Annotated in this window: 14 protein-coding genes and 1 pseudogene; 1 reads left to right on the top strand and 14 read right to left on the bottom strand. The window is 30.6% G+C overall.

Going from position 1 to position 19,368, the window contains the following annotated elements:
- Positions 1–97 precede the first annotated feature (97 nt).
- The 5 genes from A500_RS00290 to A500_RS00310 all read right to left on the bottom strand — a co-directional run bounded on the left by A500_RS00290 (position 98) and on the right by A500_RS00310 (position 5,053).
- The gene (locus A500_RS00290; RefSeq protein WP_016205600.1) at positions 98–1,579 is read right to left on the bottom strand and encodes a family 1 glycosylhydrolase; all 1,482 of its coding nucleotides are present in this window, start codon (positions 1,577–1,579) and stop codon (positions 98–100) included.
- Positions 1,580–3,025 carry a glycoside hydrolase family 1 protein gene (locus tag A500_RS00295; RefSeq protein ID WP_016205601.1) on the bottom strand — a complete coding sequence of 482 codons (1,446 nt, stop codon included), beginning with the start codon at positions 3,023–3,025 and terminating at the stop codon, positions 1,580–1,582.
- A gap of 79 nt (positions 3,026–3,104) precedes the next feature.
- Positions 3,105–4,406: a PTS sugar transporter subunit IIC gene (locus A500_RS00300; RefSeq protein ID WP_016205602.1), complete on the bottom strand. Its 1,302-nt coding sequence runs from the start codon at positions 4,404–4,406 to the stop codon at positions 3,105–3,107.
- Between the two features lie 20 nt (positions 4,407–4,426).
- On the bottom strand, positions 4,427–4,726 hold the full coding sequence (locus A500_RS00305) for a PTS sugar transporter subunit IIB (RefSeq protein WP_016205603.1): 300 nt from the start codon (positions 4,724–4,726) through the stop codon (positions 4,427–4,429).
- Positions 4,727–4,744: 18 nt separating this feature from the next.
- The gene (locus A500_RS00310; protein ID WP_016205604.1) at positions 4,745–5,053 is read right to left on the bottom strand and encodes a PTS sugar transporter subunit IIA; all 309 of its coding nucleotides are present in this window, start codon (positions 5,051–5,053) and stop codon (positions 4,745–4,747) included.
- Positions 5,054–5,363: 310 nt separating this feature from the next.
- On the opposite strand from A500_RS00310, the gene A500_RS00315 reads away from it, so the two are divergent.
- A complete protein-coding gene (locus tag A500_RS00315) occupies positions 5,364–5,816 on the top strand; it encodes a DUF3284 domain-containing protein (RefSeq protein WP_016205605.1) in 453 nt (150 codons plus the stop codon).
- A gap of 111 nt (positions 5,817–5,927) precedes the next feature.
- On the opposite strand, the gene A500_RS00320 is transcribed toward A500_RS00315, so the two are convergent.
- From A500_RS00320 to A500_RS22115, 9 genes and pseudogenes are all read right to left on the bottom strand, one after another.
- Positions 5,928–8,555: a PRD domain-containing protein gene (locus tag A500_RS00320; protein ID WP_016205606.1), complete on the bottom strand. Its 2,628-nt coding sequence runs from the start codon at positions 8,553–8,555 to the stop codon at positions 5,928–5,930.
- Positions 8,556–8,752: 197 nt separating this feature from the next.
- Complete coding sequence (baiCD, locus tag A500_RS00325; RefSeq protein WP_016205607.1) at positions 8,753–10,690, bottom strand: bile acid Fe-S flavoenzyme BaiCD; 1,938 nt, start codon at positions 10,688–10,690, stop codon at positions 8,753–8,755.
- 219 nt (positions 10,691–10,909) lie between these two features.
- The gene (locus A500_RS00330; RefSeq protein ID WP_016205608.1) at positions 10,910–11,497 is read right to left on the bottom strand and encodes a TetR/AcrR family transcriptional regulator; all 588 of its coding nucleotides are present in this window, start codon (positions 11,495–11,497) and stop codon (positions 10,910–10,912) included.
- 121 nt (positions 11,498–11,618) lie between these two features.
- Positions 11,619–11,885, bottom strand: coding sequence for a TetR-like C-terminal domain-containing protein (locus tag A500_RS21980; RefSeq protein ID WP_083935645.1), 267 nt, complete (start codon positions 11,883–11,885; stop codon positions 11,619–11,621).
- Complete coding sequence (locus tag A500_RS00335) at positions 11,822–12,178, bottom strand: TetR/AcrR family transcriptional regulator (RefSeq protein ID WP_016205609.1); 357 nt, start codon at positions 12,176–12,178, stop codon at positions 11,822–11,824. Before A500_RS00335 ends, A500_RS21980 begins: the two co-directional genes overlap by 64 nt.
- A gap of 71 nt (positions 12,179–12,249) precedes the next feature.
- A complete protein-coding gene (locus A500_RS00340) occupies positions 12,250–14,649 on the bottom strand; it encodes a glycoside hydrolase family 3 C-terminal domain-containing protein (RefSeq protein ID WP_016205610.1) in 2,400 nt (799 codons plus the stop codon).
- A 171-nt stretch (positions 14,650–14,820) separates the two neighbouring features.
- Complete coding sequence (locus A500_RS00345) at positions 14,821–16,305, bottom strand: NAD-dependent epimerase/dehydratase family protein (protein WP_016205611.1); 1,485 nt, start codon at positions 16,303–16,305, stop codon at positions 14,821–14,823.
- A 224-nt stretch (positions 16,306–16,529) separates the two neighbouring features.
- Positions 16,530–18,971, bottom strand: a complete 2,442-nt coding sequence (locus A500_RS00350; protein ID WP_479723480.1) for a glycoside hydrolase family 78 protein — start codon at positions 18,969–18,971, stop codon at positions 16,530–16,532.
- A pseudogene (locus A500_RS22115) lies at positions 18,969–19,271 on the bottom strand (glycoside hydrolase family 78 protein); the annotation flags it as partial. The pseudogene A500_RS22115 and the gene A500_RS00350, both read right to left, overlap by 3 nt.
- Positions 19,272–19,368: the final 97 nt, after the last annotated feature.

Raw genomic sequence — 19,368 nt, forward strand, 5'->3', positions numbered from 1 at the left:
CTCCTACTGGCACTTATTTTTATTTACCTTTATTTTAGCATAAGTAAATTTTCACAACAAATTAATCAATTTTTAAAGATAACAAAGCCTTTTACAGTTAATCTAAATCTTTTCCTTGAGTTGAAATTACTTTCTTGTACCAATAGAAACTATCTTTTCTGCTTCTTTCTAAGGTTCCATTTCCTTTATCATCACGATCTACGTAAACAAAACCATAACGTTTCTTCATTTCTCCAGTTCCTGCAGAAACTAAATCAATGCATCCCCACATTGTATATCCCATTAAATCAACACCATCAATATTAATAGCATCTCTCATTGACTCAATATTTTTACGTAGGTATTCAATACGATAAGTATCATGAACACTTCCATCTTCCTCTTTTTTATCATCCCAACCAATACCATTTTCTACAATCCATAATGGTTTATGATAACGATCATATAATGTATTTAATGCAATTCTTAAACATGCTGGATCAATTGCCCATCCCCATGCATTGGTTTCTAAGTATGGATTCTTGATTCCCATAAAAAGATTTCCACCACTTTTATCAACATCGTCGTGTGTTGTAAATGTACTAGAACCGTAGCAAGAGAAACTTAAGAAGTCAGCTGAATATTTTTCAAGAAGCTGAAAATCTTCAGGTTCTGTATCTAAAACAATGCCCTCTCTTTCATATTTCTTCAATCTATAAGCAGGATAATGTCCACCTGTTTGAACATCAGAATAGAACAGACTAGTTTGAGCCGCTTCCATAACCATTAATTGATCAGCAGGATCACATGTATAAGCATACATTGGCTGATATGCTAGCATTTGTCCTACTTTTATTTCATCATTAATTTCATGAGCTGCTCTTACTGCTTTTGCACTTGCTACAAATTGATTGTGAGCTGCCTGTGCTTTGTTTTGAGGTGATGGATCAGATAATCCACCTGCAACAAATGGAGCGAACTCCATACAATTAATTTCATTAAAAGTTAGCCAGTATTTTACTTTTCCTTCATAGTATTTAAAAACTGTTTTTGCATAGTTTTCAAAGAAATTGATACATTTTCTATTTGACCAGCCACCATATTGAATTGTTAAATTAATTGGTGTTTCATAGTGTGATAATGTTACTAATGGTTCTATACCATATTTTGCACATTCATCAAAAACTGCATCATAAAATTTTAATCCTTCTACATTAGGTTCTACGTCATCACCATTTGGGAAAATACGTGCCCAGTTCATACTTAAACGGAATGTTTTAAAGCCCATTTCACCCATATATGCAATATCTTCTTTAAAATAATGATAAAAGTCAGTTGCAACATGACTTGGATAGTATTCACCATCAATAACTGCTGGAATACAATCTTCTGGAATCTTTGCATCTGGTCCAAAACCAGCTACTGATCCTGTTTCGCCAGTTTTTACATTTTTATAAGTTACTCTACGTGGAACTGTATGAGAACCAGAAGTCATAACATCTGATGTGTTAATACCCTTTCCTCCTTCATTCCATCCACCTTCATATTGATTGGCAGCTGTTGCGCCACCCCATAAAAATTCCTTAGGAAAACCCTTCATTTATCTTACCTCCATATCTAATTTTTCACCATTTGTCTCAATGACTTGTTTATACCAATAGAATGAATCTTTACGATAACGTTTCATTTGAGATGATTTCGCCTTTTCATCATCTTCATCTCTATCAACGTAAATAAATCCATAACGCTTACTAATGCCTTCTCTTGTAGAAACTAAATCTACTGCACTCCATGGACAATATCCCATGATATTAGCACCTTCTTCAATACCAATCTCCATTTGTCTTATTGTTTCTCTTAAATGTTCAATACGATAACTGTCATGAATGTTTCCATCTTCTTCTAATACATCAGGACGCCCATATCCATTTTCTGTAATTATCACAGGCAAATGATAACGATCTGTTAAACGCCTTGCTGTAACACGAATACAATAAGGATCAAAAGAATGTCCATCTTCACCCTTAGTGAAATATTCATTTTGACTAGCTCTACCAACACCTGGTTTATCCATTAACTTCATTAAATAACTCATATCACGGTTATCAGCATTTAACATATCACTAAAATCAACCTTATAATATTCTAAATGCTCAGTTGTATCATTACCATAACAATTAAATCCAATAAAATCAGGATGACAAGTTTCCATACATTCAAAATCACCATCTTGTACATCAATAGTAATGTCATTCATTTTGAAATAGCGAAGAACGCTTTGAGGATACTTTCCAAATACCAATGCATCTAAGTAGAAATTATTTCTTAAGTCATCCATATTCATTGCAGCCAAATAATCTACTGGATTGCAAGTTTTTGGATAAGATGTTGTAATATTGGGAGCTGGTCCTATTTTTGCACTTGGGCACATTTCATGACATAAATGAATTGCTTTAGCTTGTGCAACATTTTGGATATGTGCTTGATTATAAAGGGTATTTCCAGATTGGAAAGTTTTTGATCCACCTAGCATATCAAGAGCTCCAAAGAAAATAAGCATATTTTGTTCATTATATGTTAACCAATACTTAACGTCATCCTTATAATTCTCAAATAAAACCTTACAATAATTTAAATAAGCATCAATCATACGGCGATCATTCCATCCACCATATTTTTCTTGTAAAGCAAGTGGTAAATCAAAGTGAAAAATAGTTACAATAGGTTCAATTCCATATTTGTAACATTCCTTAAAAACATCTTTATAAAAATCTATACCTTTTTGATTCACTTCACCTTCACCATTAGGTAATATACGGCTCCAAGAAATAGACATACGATAAGCTTTAAATCCCATTTCGGCCATTAAAGCAATATCCTCTTTATAATGATGATAAAAATCAGATGCATAATGAAAACTACAAGTTCCTGAATTTAATTCCTTAACATCCCAGATAGATAGTCCTCTTCCATCTTCATTATATCCTCCTTCAATTTGAGCACTTGAACTGCTTGCACCCCATAAAAAATCCTTAGGGAAAGACATATTAATCAAACTCCTCTCCATTGTTTTTAATAACATTTTTATTTAAAAAGCACCAACTATTTGATGGTGCTTTTCTTTTTTACATTGCAATACTTTCAGCTTCTTCTTCTAAAGCAGCAGCTTCTTTAGCAATTAATTGTTTTTCATAAATTTTAAAGAATGGATACCATACAATTGCAGAAGGAATTAACATTAAATAATCCCAAATTGCATTTTGCCATCTTAGTGTAGATAAATAACTGCCAAATCCCATTGGAAGTAATGCTGAAATACTAATCCATGCAGGTTGAAGGAACCCAACTTTATATCCTATATATGTGCATAACATAACAACTGGAATATTTAATACATAAGGAATACAAAGTACAGGGTTGTACATAATTGGCATACCAAATGTAAGTGGTTCGTTTATTCCAAACCATCCAGGAACAGCTGAAATTTTTGAAACTGCGCTAATTTGTTTAGATTTAGAACGTATTCCCATTAATGCAAGAGGCAAGGTATTACCTGTACCACCAGCAATTGCCATTCCAGCAAATAATGCAACTGGATAAAAAACTAGAGGTTGTCCTGCTGCATGTGCTGATGCATTTGCAACTGCTGCTTGGATACCTAAAGGCATAATAATCGGAACTAAAATCATAGTACCATGAATACCAAAGCACCATAATAATGCAGCAAAAATACAAATTATGAACATACCTGGAACTGATGTTAATGCATTTAATGGAGTTCCTAATAACGCCATAAATCCTGAAGCAACATTATAAGTTCCCCCTGTACCCACTGATACAGCTGTAGAAGTGGCTAAAAATACTATTGCACTAAATAATAATGGTAAAATTGCTGAGAAACCATCTTGTAAGAAAGGTGGTACAACATCTGGCATCTTAATACGAATATTCTTGTCAACACAAAATTTTTCAATATGCACTGATACAAACACAACAAGGAATCCAATAAACATACCTTGAGCTCCAAGATAAGTCATATCAATACCTGTTATTCCTACTTCAGTTACAATTAAAGTCCCAGCAACTAATAAGAAACATACTAAGGCATCAATAGCATTCATAATTGGAGATTTCATTTTTAAATTTTTAGCATAGTTGAATGCAAATAATGCAACAACCCATAAGGATAAAGAATTCATAGTAAATTGATAAGGTAAATAAATTATTGCATAAATTTTACTGTCGGCAGTGAATAGATTAAATAAAGTACCTACTGAACAAATAATTTGTGATATAGCACCAACCATTATAATACCCATTAATGACATCATAGTAGCTTGCAATGCAGCTAAAAATTTATTACTACCTAATTTTTGTCCGAAGTTTTGTAGCTTGACCATAAATTGACTTTCAAATAATTTTTCCATTTTACCTCTCCTTATTTTATTTATTTTTCAGCATATAGCTTTTTAGCTAACTTCATAATGTTAGAACAATTTGCAATAGCATAATCAAAAGATTCAATTGGAGCGCAAGGTAATCCAGTATTTTCTTTAACTTCTTTCAAACGATATGATACTTGAGGACCAACCAAAACAATATCATAATTTTGATATACATCTTGATATTCACCTAATCCTACTGCCTTAATTTGAAGTTCTTCTCCTGCCTCCTTCCAATATTTTTCCATTTTCTTCATTAAAATACTTGTTGACATTCCTCCAGCACATACTAATAAAATTTTCATGTATTATTCCTCCTTATTTTATTTGCTTTTATAAAGTAAAATAATCTCTTTAATAAGTTCAGATGCAAGCATACTTGTCATCAAATGATCTTGTGAATGAATAAGCAATACATTAATATCCTGTTTCTCACCACTAGCTTCTTTAAATAGTAATTCTGTTTGTGCTTTATGAGCAAGATTTGCTGATACTTCTGATTTTGCTAGAAGTTTTTCTGCTTCCTCAAAATTTCCTGCTTTAGCTTGTTCTAATGCTTGAAATGCAAAGGAACGTGCATCTCCTGAATTTGCAATAATTGTCATTGATACTAAGTCATTTATATCATCCATACAATACTTCTCCTTCTCTTAAATTTATTTGCTTCTCTTAAGTTAATTTCATTTTAGTGTATAAAAAAACCTCTGTCAAAACGATTTCAGAGGGTAAAAACATCATTTTTATACAGTGTATATTTAGTATATATATCAATAAATACACTTTTTCATAATAAGAATTCTCATATTCTTGCATTTTCATCTTAGTGTATTAATTTTTATTACTTTTTTTATTTAGTGTTTACTTATATTCTTTTAAAGTATAGCTTTTCTAATTTCATACTTTTCTGATCTTATCTTATAATTGCTATGATATAATTTATTTATGAAGTTAACAAGAATATTAAAAGTAACTGAAACAGAATTTTATGATTTCCTTGAAAACGATCTCTTGAATAATATTTATCAATGTACAAATAAGAAGCTAAGCTCAAAAGATATCAAGAAAGGATTGAGATATACAAAACATGATGAGAGTGTTTATAGTCGCATTGATATTTCTATTTTGGATTATAAAAGAGGAGAGTTTTACAAGTCAGAAATCAAATCAATAGCTGATAGGATTACAATTTCTTTTGAAACTGAAGTAATAGATAATGAATTAAAAATTGTATTTAATCAGCATATTGAAGGCTTTGAAAGCAAAAAACATAATAAATTTATGAGAATGTTTAGTGAAGCTGTTTACTATGGTAGGATGACAGACACTCTCTATGATATTCAAAAGAAGATTGTTACTAATAGAGAAAATTTTATAGAACCTATTTTTCCTAATTAATAAACTAGAAATTAAAATAGCTACTATTCTTTTGAGTATAAACTTATAAGAAAAATTATATGCCCACTACCTATTTGATAGTAGGCATATAATTTTTATAATCCTTTTTATTTATATCTTTTTTATAATCATGATTATAGTTGCAATTTCATTATCATCTATTATAACCTTAAATGTCTTTTCCAAAGTTTTTAAGATCTTAACAATAACTTGATAATCTTCTTCAAACAATGAGATGATTTTGTTTTTTTCAGGATTATTACTAGCTGATTTACCTTGTAATAGTCTTTCCATCAAACAAGCTAAATGCATAAATAGCCCTACTTTCTGATCTTCATTTAAAGAATAGTACATACTAAATTCATCAATAATATTAGGTAATATGGTTTTAAGTTTAGATATTGATACATACTTAAATTGTTCTTCTAAATATAGATAAACATCATTATAATTAAATGAAGATGAATTTAAAGGCTCAAACATTAATATACGATCTATATACTCCTTTGAATTTTCAAATATTTTTTTAATAGGAATAAAAGGAATACCAAGTAATTTGGGATCATAGGTCCCAACAAAAGCATGAATTCTATAAGTTTTTTTAAGTGCTAAAATTTCTTTTAAAAGTTCATCTCTTGCAGATATTGATAGAGCTATTGTTTTCATTCCAAGCTTAGAATACTGATCAATGTAAAGTTTTAATTGCATTGCTCCTCCTTCTCCTGTATGGCAAAGAGTAATAATAACGCCATGACGCTTTTCTTCATTTTTTCTCATATTATTAATTTCTAAATTCGCCATATGGTACACATAATCAATATCGCTCTCCATTGAACATTTTCTTGCAACATCAATACCAATTAAAGTAATAGGAATATTAATATATCTAATTTTTGTATCTATTTCCTCTGCAATAGTTTCAAGCATTGTCTTTATAGATCCCATATCATATATAACAATAACTCCTTTTCCGCAATCAATTTTCTTAATTAATGCCTTAATTTCTTCCATAGCCTGTCTTGTGCCAACCTCTAAAGCCATATTATAGCTATATGCATTATTACAATGAGTTAAACTATTAGTAACATCTTTCAAAGAAGATGCCGTTTCATTACCATGCATAATATAAAGCAAAACAGGATGACCATCATCATTATTTTCATCAGTTTCAATTAAAAACATAGCAATTAAAGCAATCTCATGAATAGGCAAATCCAAATTTATTTGTTCTTTTAAAACAGTTGCTAATTGTACACTAATTGCATATTCTTGTGGATAGTCTTGAATAATCTTTACTATTTGATCATTATCCACTCTTTGATGGTTAAATTTTAAAGTTAATAAGGAATTGATGTGTAGACAAAGACCATAAAATGCATTTGATTTCAATTTTATTCCAAGTCCCTTTTTACCAGTATTAAAAAAGTTAGTAACAATATCAATCACTTTTTTATCCACAATTTTTGAAAGCTGATTCAAATTATTTGAATCATCAAATCCATTGTAATATCGATATTTCTTAAGTAAATTACGAACATGTGTGTTCATAACATTTTCAATTCCTCTATCGTTAATTCCTAAATTGACTAATTCATCATACTGTTTTTTAATTTCAGAATACATATCAACCACAAGATGTGAATCATAATATCCTTCATTATTAGTATTTTTATCATAAATAATAGATTCTCTATTTCCTATGAGTACATCAATTTCAGTATCGCAGCTTTTTAACTTTAATAAACTCTTTTTAATTTGCCCCTTAAAATCATTGACACATACACAGATGTCTTGTTCTGCCTCATTAACTACACGTACATAGGCATTTGCACATGAGGCTTTAATATCAAGCTCTAATCCCTTAACATTATAAACAAAGTCTGATAATAGCAATGCCTTAATAGATTCTGTAGTTACTTCAATACAACGATCCGAATTAGATGCCTCAACTTTGAAAAAATGACTTATAAGATCAAAGCGTTCCTTCATAGAACGGTCTTTCAGTTCAGGTAATTCTATAGTAACAGGAATCATACGATTAATTTGTAAATTACTTTGTGGTGAACATGCTAATACTAAAAATAAATCATTACATTCTATTGAGTTAGATTTATCCTCTGAATAAATTCTGCCTGAATCTAGAAATCCAAACAACCGACTTTGTTGTTTAGCATCTAGTAAATCAACATTATCAATGAAAAGCATTCCCCCCTGAGCTCGTACAAAACAACTATTATTTAAATTATCTTGTGTTCCAAAAAGTTCATCACTTAATACAGAAACATTCTTAGAATAATGCCTACAATCAATTTTTACATATGGCGCATTTTTAGATAAAATATCACTTTCTTGAGCAAATTGAAACATTAAAGAGGCAAAATAAGTTGTTCCGCATCCTGTTTTAGAAGAAAGTAAAACATTTAAACTAGAGCGTGGATATAAAATTGCAGCCTTTGCCAATTGAATAGCATTTCTTAAGCTACCATTATAGCCAACTAATTCGGTAAAACAGGATTTTTCTGCACTTTTATGTATTTGTTCAGGAAGTTTATAATAAACTGGTCTTGTTGTTGTTTTTGTAAGCTTTCCTTCTTTAACTAACTCATTTAATAAAGCACTAACATTAGAACGATGTAATTTTAGAGACTCTGCAATTGTTTTAGTTTCTACACCACTTTTACTTTTACTATAAATTTCTTGTTGTATGAATTCGTATACAATTTCTTTTACAGTTTTCACCTTATTAATCCCCTTCCTGCAATAACTTATAATATTAGTGTATAACTATATAATTATACACAATATACCAAATTTATACTTTCATTATAAATTTAATTACTTCATTTTACAAGAAGTGGTTCACTAATTAAAGGTTTTATAAATAAAAAACTAATATAGGCTATTAAATAGCTCCATATTAGTTTTTTATATTATTATTAAATTACTCTAGCAACTTCACTTGCTTCTGCTACAGCATTAAGTGCTCTACGTGCACGAACTGCATCACCAACAGCATGACATGGAATTCCATTTTCTTCGCAATACTTGCTTATATTGTCAAAGTTTCTTGATCTTGCTCCTATAGCAACTATCACTGAATCACATGGTAATTTTTCAATATTTCCATCTTTCTCAATAACAACTGAATTATTTTCTATTTCAATACATTTTGCATTAGTTACAGTATTTACACCTTCAGTGTATAAGCTCTCCATTACACAAATCTTACGTAATTGTCCTAAATCTTTTGCAACTTCATCAAGCATTTCAACAACTGTAATACTTTCAGCTTTTCCATTTAAATATTCTGCAACTTCAAGTCCTACTAATCCTCCACCTATTACTACTACCTTTCCTGAAGCTATTGCTTTACCAGAAAGTATATCATGTGAATTTGTTACATTAGGAAGATTTGCTCCTGGAATATTTAAACTCATTGGAGCTGAACCTATAGCTATTATAACTTCATCTGGATTTATTTCTTCTATTAATTCTGTTGTAACAAGTGTATTAAGTTTAATTTCAACACCTTCATTTATTGCTTGTTGTCCTCTAGATAGCGCTGCTTCTTTCATTTCTTCTTTTCTTGGAGCTGCTCCAGCTAAAGCAAATTGACCTCCAAGAGAATCAGATGCTTCACAAATTATAGGGTTATGTCCTCTTTTCTTTAATATTATAGCTGCTTCAAGCCCTGCAATTCCACCACCAGCTATTAATACTTTCTTTGGTGTATCAGTTTTAAATATTTTATATTCAGCTTCTCTTCCTAAAGCGGGGTTTCTAAGACAAGTTATAAATGGCATTTCAGTAGAAACAAAACCATCATAACAACCTTGGTTACAACCAACACATTTAATTATACTGTCCTCTTTCCCATCCTTAGATTTATTACAGAATTCTGGATCTGCAAGTTGAGATCTTCCTATTACAACCATATCAGCTTGGTCATTTTCTAAAATTTCCTCTGCAAGAGCTGCATCATTTATTCTTCCTACTGCAACAGTTATAAGTCCTGTTTCTTTTCTTATTCTTGCAGCATTTTTCACATTAAATCCTCTTTGTAAATCAACTGGAGGAACCTCAAATTTTATTGCTGCACTTGAGAAATTACCACGAGATACATCTACTACATCAACTCCTGCTTCTTTAGCCATTTTACAAAATTCTATAATGTCTTCTATAGTAAGTCCACCTTCTAAATAGTCGTCTTGAGCAACCACACGCATAAATAAAGGCATATCTTCTGGTATGTTTTCTCTAATAGCTTTTATAGCTTCAATTGAAAATCTTGCACGGTTTTCAAGGGATCCACCATACTCATCTTCTCTTTTATTAAAGAAAGGGCTTAAAAATGAATGAGGAACATAATTGTGTCCTGCATGAAATTCTATTGTATCAAATCCAGCTTCAACAGCACGTCTTGCTGCTTCACCAAAGGATTTAACTGCTTCTTTTATAGTTTCAAGACTTGCTCCAGGCATTATATAATCTGTTCCTTGCACTGGAATATCACTTGGAATAATAATCATTGCCTCTGGATCACTAGCAACAGCAAGTCCACCAAGCCAAAGCTGAACTCCAGCTTTACCACCTGCTTCATGAATTGCATCTGTTAATTTTTTTAATCCTTGTATATACTTATCTTCAGCTATAGATAAAAACTTCTTTGGTGATGCAGGAGCGTATACTGAACAAACCTCTGTAAAATTAAGACCGCACCCCCCTACCACTCTAGCAACTTGATAATCAATAATTTGCTGTGTTACAAACTTATCCTCTGTTGCCATTTTGGTTCCCATAGCAGGAAACATAATTCTATTTTTTAATTCTAACCCCTTAATTTTTATTTCACTAAATAGTTTATTATAAGCCATTTAATTGTCCTCCTAGTTTTATACTTTTAGTTATTTTTTTAACATTGTTTTGTAAAATTTTTTTTATTCGTTCTAATTTAATTGTTTACAGTACTGTTCTATAGATATTATCTATAAAGATATTATAGAATGTTTAACAAATTAAATCAATATGTTTAATACATTTTGTTTTAATTTCGTAATATTCAGATAATTATGTTGAAATAAAAGACTACCTTATTAAGTAGCCTTTAGAACCTTTATTATACTCTCAATAAATTTTATTCTTTCATCCCTAGTATCAACTATATTTTTAGCAAAATCCATAATATCACAATTTTCAATGGTATGTGTAATTGATGCCATAAATATTGCCATTTTATGTTTTAGCGGCATTTTATTATTTATAGTTATTTCTTCTAAGGTTTTTTCCATTTTTTTATGCATATTACTATTCTCATTTATAATAAGTCTTGAAATTTCATCATTTTCATTATTTTTTAAGGCATCTCTCAAGATTACAGTTACTCCAGGGAATCTTAACATATATTCCATTATTTCATTAGCTGCTAAAATTAACTTTTCTTCATCATCTTTGTATTCCTTATTATTCAATATTAATGAAACTGATTCAGTATTAGTTAAATAAAACTGTCTAACTTGCTTTAACATTTCCTCTTTGCTTCTAAAGTAATAATTTATAGCACTTACATTTACATTTGCTTCTTTAGCAATTGCACGAACCGGTACATCCATTGTTTTATTTTTTCCTATTAAATACAATGCTCTATCTAAAATTTTTTCTTCTACGCTCATTAACTCTCTCATTTCACAATAAAACTCCCATCTACGATACTATTAAGATTTATTATAAACTATAAAATAATTTATTTAAACTTATTTTCAATATTCTAATTGACGAAATAATATTTAAATCATTATAAAAAGTCTACTCAATCAAATAATTTAAAGATAAGGAATTCAAACATAAATCAAAAATTAAATGTGATAATTTTTCGCACGAAATATCAAAATCATTTATAATCCAGTTTCCTATTACACTAAAACTTCCCATTATTACATAGTTATAAATATATTCTGAAGGATGCATATCAAAGAAATCAGATAGCTTACTTTTAATAGGAGTAATAGCTATTTCAATAAACTTTTTTTGAAAATGTAAGTGATAATCACTGCATAGAAGTACATAAAAAATATTTTATTTTCTTGTATATAAATGAGCATTAATTCAAGAGTTTTGGTATTATTATTTTCAATAAACATATCTAGGTAATCTATCATTTTATCTAATACTTTTTTTTCAATGTTATTTAATAAGTCATATTGATTCATATAGTGCTTATAAAAAGTTGATCTATTTATTCCAGCATTTTCACATAACTTAGATATACTTATCTGCTCAATTCTTTTTTCCTTAAGAAGCTCTATTAATTTATTTTCTAATATTTTTTTTGTTAACATGGCTCTTCTATTATTTTCCTTATTCAATTAAAATCCTCCAAAAACAAAAAACTTAATTATAGAAACTCTTCTTATACTTTATATTATTACATCTAAGCTTATTTACTTTTACTTCTTTTTAATATTTTTTTTAAACCTTTAATCATATGTCCATTAGCAGTATCAACAAAAAATTCTGCAAGTTCTACTGACATACTTTCTGGACTAAATAGAGGCATAGATTTCATTGGATTATCAGACGCTGAATCCATTATCATTCTAAATCTAGAATTTGTATAATCCACCTTTCCTCCATTGGTTTTAGCTATGGTTTTTTCCATTGCTTTATACATAATTTTATTCACCAAGCTAGTTTCTTTCATTTCCTTTATGGAGCTTGTCATATCATAACATCCTCTAGTTTGTGGTACATACTCTGGGTACTCTCCATAAATTGTAACAAAATCCTTTTTGGTAGGAATTCCTTTAAGCGAATAGTACCACTCACTACAATCACTCTTAACTGGTTTTTCACCCTTTAATTCTACTACTTGTTCTAGTCTGATATCTTTACAGCTCGCTCCTATTTGTATATAGTATTTTCCTTCTTCTACAATCCAATCTCCTTTGTCAAGACTATATATAGCAAAACTTCTTTTATCTAACTTAAAGCTTACTTTATTTATTTCACCTTTCTTTAAGTTTACCTTATTAAATCCTTTAAGCTCTTTAACTGGTCTATATGCACCATGTGTTTGTGGTGCAACATATAATTGCGCTACTTCCGCCCCGTCAAAATCTCCAATGTTTTGTATAGTAGCCGTAACTTCTATTTCATATTTATCTAATATTCTAATATCTATGTCTGAATACTTAAATTCTGTATAAGATAATCCATAACCAAATGGATAACGAACCTCTTTTTCAGTTGTTTCAAAATATCTATATCCGCAGTACATACTCTCAAGATAATCCCCTAACTTAGGATTCTTAATAAAATAACTGCTATTAACCACATCCTCATATTTATATGGATAAGTTTCTGTTAACTTTCCACTTGGATTTTCTTTTCCAAACAATAAATCTGCTGCCGCTAATCCACCTGCTTGTCCAGATAACTGCATATGAAGAATCGATTTTACATTGTCAGCCCATGGCATCTCTATAGCAGAACCACCAACTAAAACTACAATAATGTCCTTATTTACATTTAATAGATTTTTTAATAACTTCATTTGATTATTAGGAATTCTCATATGCTCTCTATCAAATGACTCACTTTCGTATATATCAGTAAGACCTATGCACAGTATTAATTTATCACAACCTTTTGCCTTCTCCACAGCTTCTTTAATTAAATCATCATTATCATAGTCCCCTAAAGTATATCCTGGTGCAAAATTTATTTTCTTAGTATACTCACTAATACCATCTAATAAACTATTAAGTTTTGTAGGAGTAACAAGTGAAGAGCCTGTCCCTTGATATCTTGGAGTTTTAGCAAGTTCCCCTATTACTGTTACATTCATGTCTTTTTTTAATGGAAGAATTTTATCTTCATTCTTTAACAAAACACCACCTGCAGCTGCTACTTTACGTGCTAGTTGATGATTTTTTAAATGTATATCTTCATCAACTATGGATTTATCCGTGTTAGTTGTTCTATCTATTAGTTCTAATAGTCTATCTACAGCTTTATCGATATAACTCTCATCTAAAATACCACTTTCCACAGCTTCCTTTACTTCTTTGTCAAATCTTCCTTTACTTCCAGGCATCTCTAAATCTAATCCAGCTTTAAATCCTTCTACTCGATCATTCGTAGCGCCCCAATCCGTTACAACAGCACCATCAAATCCCCATTCTTCACGTAAAATATCCCATAGTAAACGTTTATTGTCACTGCAATAAATTCCATCTATTTTATTGTAGGCACACATAACTGTTGTTGGCTTTGATTCTTTTACTGCCATTTCAAATGCTGTAAGATAGTATTCTCTTAAAGCTCTTTCATCAACCAGTACATCTGTACTCATACGCTTTAGTTCTTGATTATTTAATGCAAAATGTTTAAGAGATGTTCCTACTCCGTTGCTTTGTACCCCTTGTATCCACGCACTTCCTAGTTTTCCTGATAAAAAAGGATCTTCACTAAAATATTCAAAATTACGACCACATATTGGACTTCTTTTCATATTTACTCCTGGTCCAAGAACTACATTAACCTCTTCTTTCACAGCCTCTTTTCCTATTGCATTCCCCATCTCTTCAATAAGCTCTAAATCCCAAGTTGCTGAAGCTGCACTAGCTGTAGGAAAACATGTTGTCCTTACACTTCCATTTAGACCTAAATGATCATTTTCTCCAACTTGCTTACGTAATCCATGAGGTCCATCAGATAAAAATAATGATGGAATACCATACTTCGAAAAATCTTTAGTTTGCCAAAAACTTTTTCCTGAACAAAAAGCTATTTTTTCTTCTAAACTCATTTTATCTATTATTTCTTTATGTTTCATAAATTCCTCCGCATTAATAATTGATTTCTAAATACTAAAATTATAAATTATTTAGACATATTTTTATTGTATAATATATAGTTTTTTGTATAATGACTACTTATATATACTAGGCTTTTAAAGAGCTTATAATCATTATATTTATAACGTTTATAAGCTCACAAAGTCTCTCTACTTTTTCACATCTTCTATAATGCTGGCAGCGTAATAGTTAAATTCATCTTTGTCATGAAGTGGATACCATACTTGAGCAAAAAATGGATTTTTCTTAGCTTCCTCATCATAGTTCCATGGCGCTGGTAAACAATCTGGACACCAATGACCTCCTAACAAAATCAGCGCAGGGCTAGCTTCAAATTTATGCCCAAAAGCGCACTCCCACTTAAGTTTTGTATATAAATCACCCTTAACCATTGTATCTGATAAACATTTTCCACCTCTAAACTCAGCAGCTTTTTTCATATCATTTATATCTAATTCTGATTTTGGCTTGCTCTCGTCATATCCGTGATCAAGTCTTTTAGCAACTTTTGATGGTTCAACATATTTATACTCATCCCATGTTGGTATAGCTTGCCATCTAGCTTTTGAGCCAAAAAATGAAGTTATTCTATCATTAACATTATTTTTTATCCAATACATGGTACCTAATTCCTTATTTGCTACAGGTTCCATTATGAATTTCTTTATTATAAATGATGGTACAAACTTTGCTAATTTCATTTTAAACGGTGCATTTTTACCTAAATCATCAATAAATTCATCTGCTGAACCACTTCTAAAATGAAGGTATTCTTCTAACACATCTGAATCCTCATACCATTGTCCATGAAAATTTCTTGTTGCAAACCAATTTAAATCTACAACTTTTTCCAGTTTCATGCCTAAAGCATTAAAGCTCTTCTGCATAAACTCATAGTTTGTTGTTCTATATTTTTCTCCTCCTCCAATATTATAAACCCTTCTCCAAAACTCTTCTGGAACGTCTTCTTCACATGCATTTGCTATAAGTCTGCCTGAATCTTTTGCAGTTGCCCATTCAAATACACCTTGTATAGGTTCATGGAACATTATTGGATCTAAGTTATCTAATAGTGATGGGTACAACACTCCCGTTTGCCTTAATGATACCCAATATCTTAATCCTGATTCAATTACTTCTCTTTCTGCTATGGTTTTTGTAATAGCATAATTATCATACATACTTATTTTTATTGGATCTCCAGTTCTTCCCCAATGTATTGGTGGATTTCTGTCTCCAGTTTCAGCTACTGTTCCTATATAAACTAATTTAATACTATCTTTATTAGGTTGAGCCTTAATCGCATTTACAATATTCTTTACCGCACCTATATTTACTTTATTTGTTAAAGTCGGCATATAATCTGCTGCTGGAGATACCATACCGCCTACATGCAAAACATAATCTGCTCCCTTTACACATTTTAATACATCATTATAATTTGTTAAATCTCCCCATACTATCTTAACTCCAGACTCATTTTCATATGGTGACATTATCTTTTTATCTTTTTCAGTTGGTAAAACTAAAGTTACTATATTAAATCTATCTCTTCTACCTAGCAACTGTTTAAACCCTTCCTGTCCCATATTTCCTGAAGCACCTGTTAAAAAAATTGTCTTCTTACTTTTCATAGTCCTCACTCCTAAATTATCCTTTTAGTAATTTTTTAATGTTAACAAAAATAAATAATCTTTCATTTTTAAATTATAATCTGGTCTTGCATATATACTAATACTACTAAGTCTAAAATTATTGTATTATTTTTTGTATTTTGTATAGATAATTAGATTTTCTTAGAAATTATATTAAAAAAGCGTATTTAATAGCATTTATTTACCATTAAATACGCACTTTATTAATTATTTTTTTCGCCCTTCATCCCACTGATTTCTGATCTTTCACAAATAAATTCATATATACCAGAGCACACATCTATACATACATTTTCTTCATAGATATAAAAACCATTATTAACCTCACTTGGTCTAATTAAAAGAACTTTACTTATATCTTCACATGGAAGGATTATTTTTGCTGATGTATTCGGTGGTATTTGTACTTTCATAGAAAATTTATTGTTATTTATTTCCCATGAACTTTTAATTTCGCCATATAAGCTTATATATTTTGCACTTGCACTGGTTAATGTTCCTCCTGGTCTTGGAGCTATTACAAAAGTTTTATATCCAGTTGACTTTTCATCAATATCAATCCCAGCTACATATTGAAAAAACCACCCTACTATTGCTCCATAAGAGTAATGATTTAAAGATTCCCTTGGAACATTTTCTTCATTTACCCCATCCCAATGTTCCCAAATAGTTGTAGCTCCTTTAGTAATAGGATATAACCAACTCGGATGACTAGTTTGCTCCACTAATTTATAGGCGGTTTCAATATGCCCAAAATCACATAGAACCTTACATATAAATGGAGTTGAAAGAAATCCAGTGCCTATATTGTAATTATTCTCTTCTACGAGCTTTGATAATTTATCAATTGCTGGCTTCATTTTTTCTTTAGGTAAAAGACCTAAAGCCACAGGTCTAACATATAAGCATTGTCTTGAAGAACCTATATCTCCATTATTAGTAAAATTATAAATGTATGCACATTTTGCATTTTTAGACAATGCTCTATATCTCTCTGCTTCATCTTTTTTTCCTAATGCCTCAGCACATTCAGCTAACAATCCACTTGAATAAGCAAAATAAGCTGTTGCAACTTCAGGAACTGAAAAAACTACCTGTTTTCCTACATTCTCTCCTTTAAAATCTTTAGATGCAGGTTCTGCCCATTCTCCCCAATGAAATTTTGTATCCCAAGTATATTTTCTGTAAGGATTTTTCTTAAATATACGGCTCCAATGAGTTTTTTTAGCACAATTAGCCTCATAATCAACCCATGCCTTCATGCTATCCCATTGCTCTTCTAATATTCTTTTATCTCCGTATACTTTCCACATAGTCCAAGGTATAATTACAGCAGCATCTCCCCAGCCAGCTGAACCTTCTACAAATTTCATTGCCTTATCTTTCTCTACACCAACAGAAGGAGATATGTTACAAATCATTCCATTAGAATGTTGTTGTATTGCCACGTCTTTCATCCACTTAGTAAAAAATGTGGCTGTATTCATTAAGGTACTGCCTGTTCTTGCAAAAACCTGAGCATCTCCTGTCCATCCAGCTCTTTCCCTTTGGGGACAATCTGTTGGAACATCTATAAAATTTGATTTTTCACTCCATAGAGTGTTTTTTACAAGCTTATTTATCATATTATTAGAACATTCAAACTCACCAGTTTCCATCATATCTGAGTATATAGCAACAGCCTCAAAATTTTCAGCCTTAACCTCTTCTGTCCAATTTTTTACTAAAACATATCTAAAGCCATGAACTGTAAAGTGTGGTTTAAATTCTTCTAATTCTTTTCCTCTTAGTGTATAATTTATTTCCTGCTTTAAAGGTCTTTCTTTCGGTCTTGATGTATTATTTAAATGTTCAATAGTAAAATTACCATTTTGGTCTAGAGTTTCTCCATGCACTAATGTAACTGTACTTCCCCCTTTTCCACTTACCCTAAACTTCACATATCCTGACAAGTTTTGTCCAAAATCCAAAACAGTATTTCCATCAGGAGTTCTCAAAATTATTGGATTAAAACTCTCTTTCTCGCGTATAGGAACACTATTACTTCCAATCAATATGTCATATTTATAGCTCCCTACATTAACCTTATCCCAATACGCATCCTTAAAATTTGATTTATTCCATCCTTCTATATCATATCTTGCATCATAGTTTTCACCATCTTGCAAGTCACTAAGTCTAATTGGTCCTTCTTTAGTTGTTTTCCAATTTTCATCTGTTACTATAGTAATTGTTTCTCCATCTAAGAGTTCAATTTCAAGTTGAGCTAACAAAAGTAATCCTGTACCATAAATATTTCTCCAGCCATAATTCCCTACTCTTCCTCTAAACCATCCATCTCCTAATATTACACCTAACACATTCTGCTTTAAATCTATTAGTTCTGTCACATCATAGGTCTGATACTGAAGTCTTTTATCATAGTTTGTGGCGCCTGGAGTTAATACCTGATCTCCTACCCTTTTTCCATTAATCCATGCCTCATAAACTCCACAAGAAGTTATATATAGTCTAGCTTTTTTTACAGCTTTATCTAAACAAAACTCCTTTCTTAAATAAGATGCTGGGTATTGTATATTAGAATCTATCTCTTTTTCTGGATTAATCCATTTTGAACTCCAGTCTTCAACTTTTAATAATCCCATTTCGAAAAAAGCAATATCACTCCAATCACTTTCTTTCCCTTCTTCATCCCATATCTTAACTTTCCAGTAGATTCTTATACGACTTTTAAGTTCTTTTCCACCATAATATATATGTGTACATTCATCGCTTTGTATTTTCTCTGAATTCCAAGTTAACTCTTCATTTTCTAATTGTTCTAAACTTTCAGCAGCTTTAATTTGATATGCAGTCTGCATAAAATTATATCTACTATCACAATCTCCAAATCTCCAGTATAATCTTGGTTTTCTTATATCAATCCCTATAGGATTAGTTAGATACTCACATTTTAAAAAACAGGTTTCATTTTTTTCTCCTTACTTTTAATATTTTATAAATGCTAAATCTTCAAAAAGATGATCTTTGTAAAACAAAAAT

The organism is Clostridium sartagoforme AAU1 (assembly GCF_000401215.1).
GTDB lineage: Bacteria > Bacillota > Clostridia > Clostridiales > Clostridiaceae > Clostridium > Clostridium sartagoforme.

Excerpts from the sequence above, each read along its gene's own strand:
- A500_RS00295 (WP_016205601.1), bottom strand. The coding sequence starts at position 3,025 with ATGTCTTTCCCTAAGGATTTTTTATGGGGTGCAAGCAGTTCAAGTGCT.
- A500_RS00345 (WP_016205611.1), bottom strand. The coding sequence starts at position 16,305 with ATGAAAAGTAAGAAGACAATTTTTTTAACAGGTGCTTCAGGAAATATG.
- A500_RS00310 (WP_016205604.1), bottom strand. The coding sequence starts at position 5,053 with ATGGATGATATAAATGACTTAGTATCAATGACAATTATTGCAAATTCA.
- A500_RS00290 (WP_016205600.1), bottom strand. The coding sequence starts at position 1,579 with ATGAAGGGTTTTCCTAAGGAATTTTTATGGGGTGGCGCAACAGCTGCC.
- A500_RS00305 (WP_016205603.1), bottom strand. The coding sequence starts at position 4,726 with ATGAAAATTTTATTAGTATGTGCTGGAGGAATGTCAACAAGTATTTTA.
- baiCD (WP_016205607.1), bottom strand. The coding sequence starts at position 10,690 with ATGGCTTATAATAAACTATTTAGTGAAATAAAAATTAAGGGGTTAGAA.
- A500_RS00300 (WP_016205602.1), bottom strand. The coding sequence starts at position 4,406 with ATGGAAAAATTATTTGAAAGTCAATTTATGGTCAAGCTACAAAACTTC.
- A500_RS00350 (WP_479723480.1), bottom strand. The coding sequence starts at position 18,971 with ATGGGATTATTAAAAGTTGAAGACTGGAGTTCAAAATGGATTAATCCA.
- A500_RS00315 (WP_016205605.1), top strand. The coding sequence starts at position 5,364 with ATGAAGTTAACAAGAATATTAAAAGTAACTGAAACAGAATTTTATGAT.
- A500_RS00330 (WP_016205608.1), bottom strand. The coding sequence starts at position 11,497 with ATGAGAGAGTTAATGAGCGTAGAAGAAAAAATTTTAGATAGAGCATTG.
- A500_RS00340 (WP_016205610.1), bottom strand. The coding sequence starts at position 14,649 with ATGAAACATAAAGAAATAATAGATAAAATGAGTTTAGAAGAAAAAATA.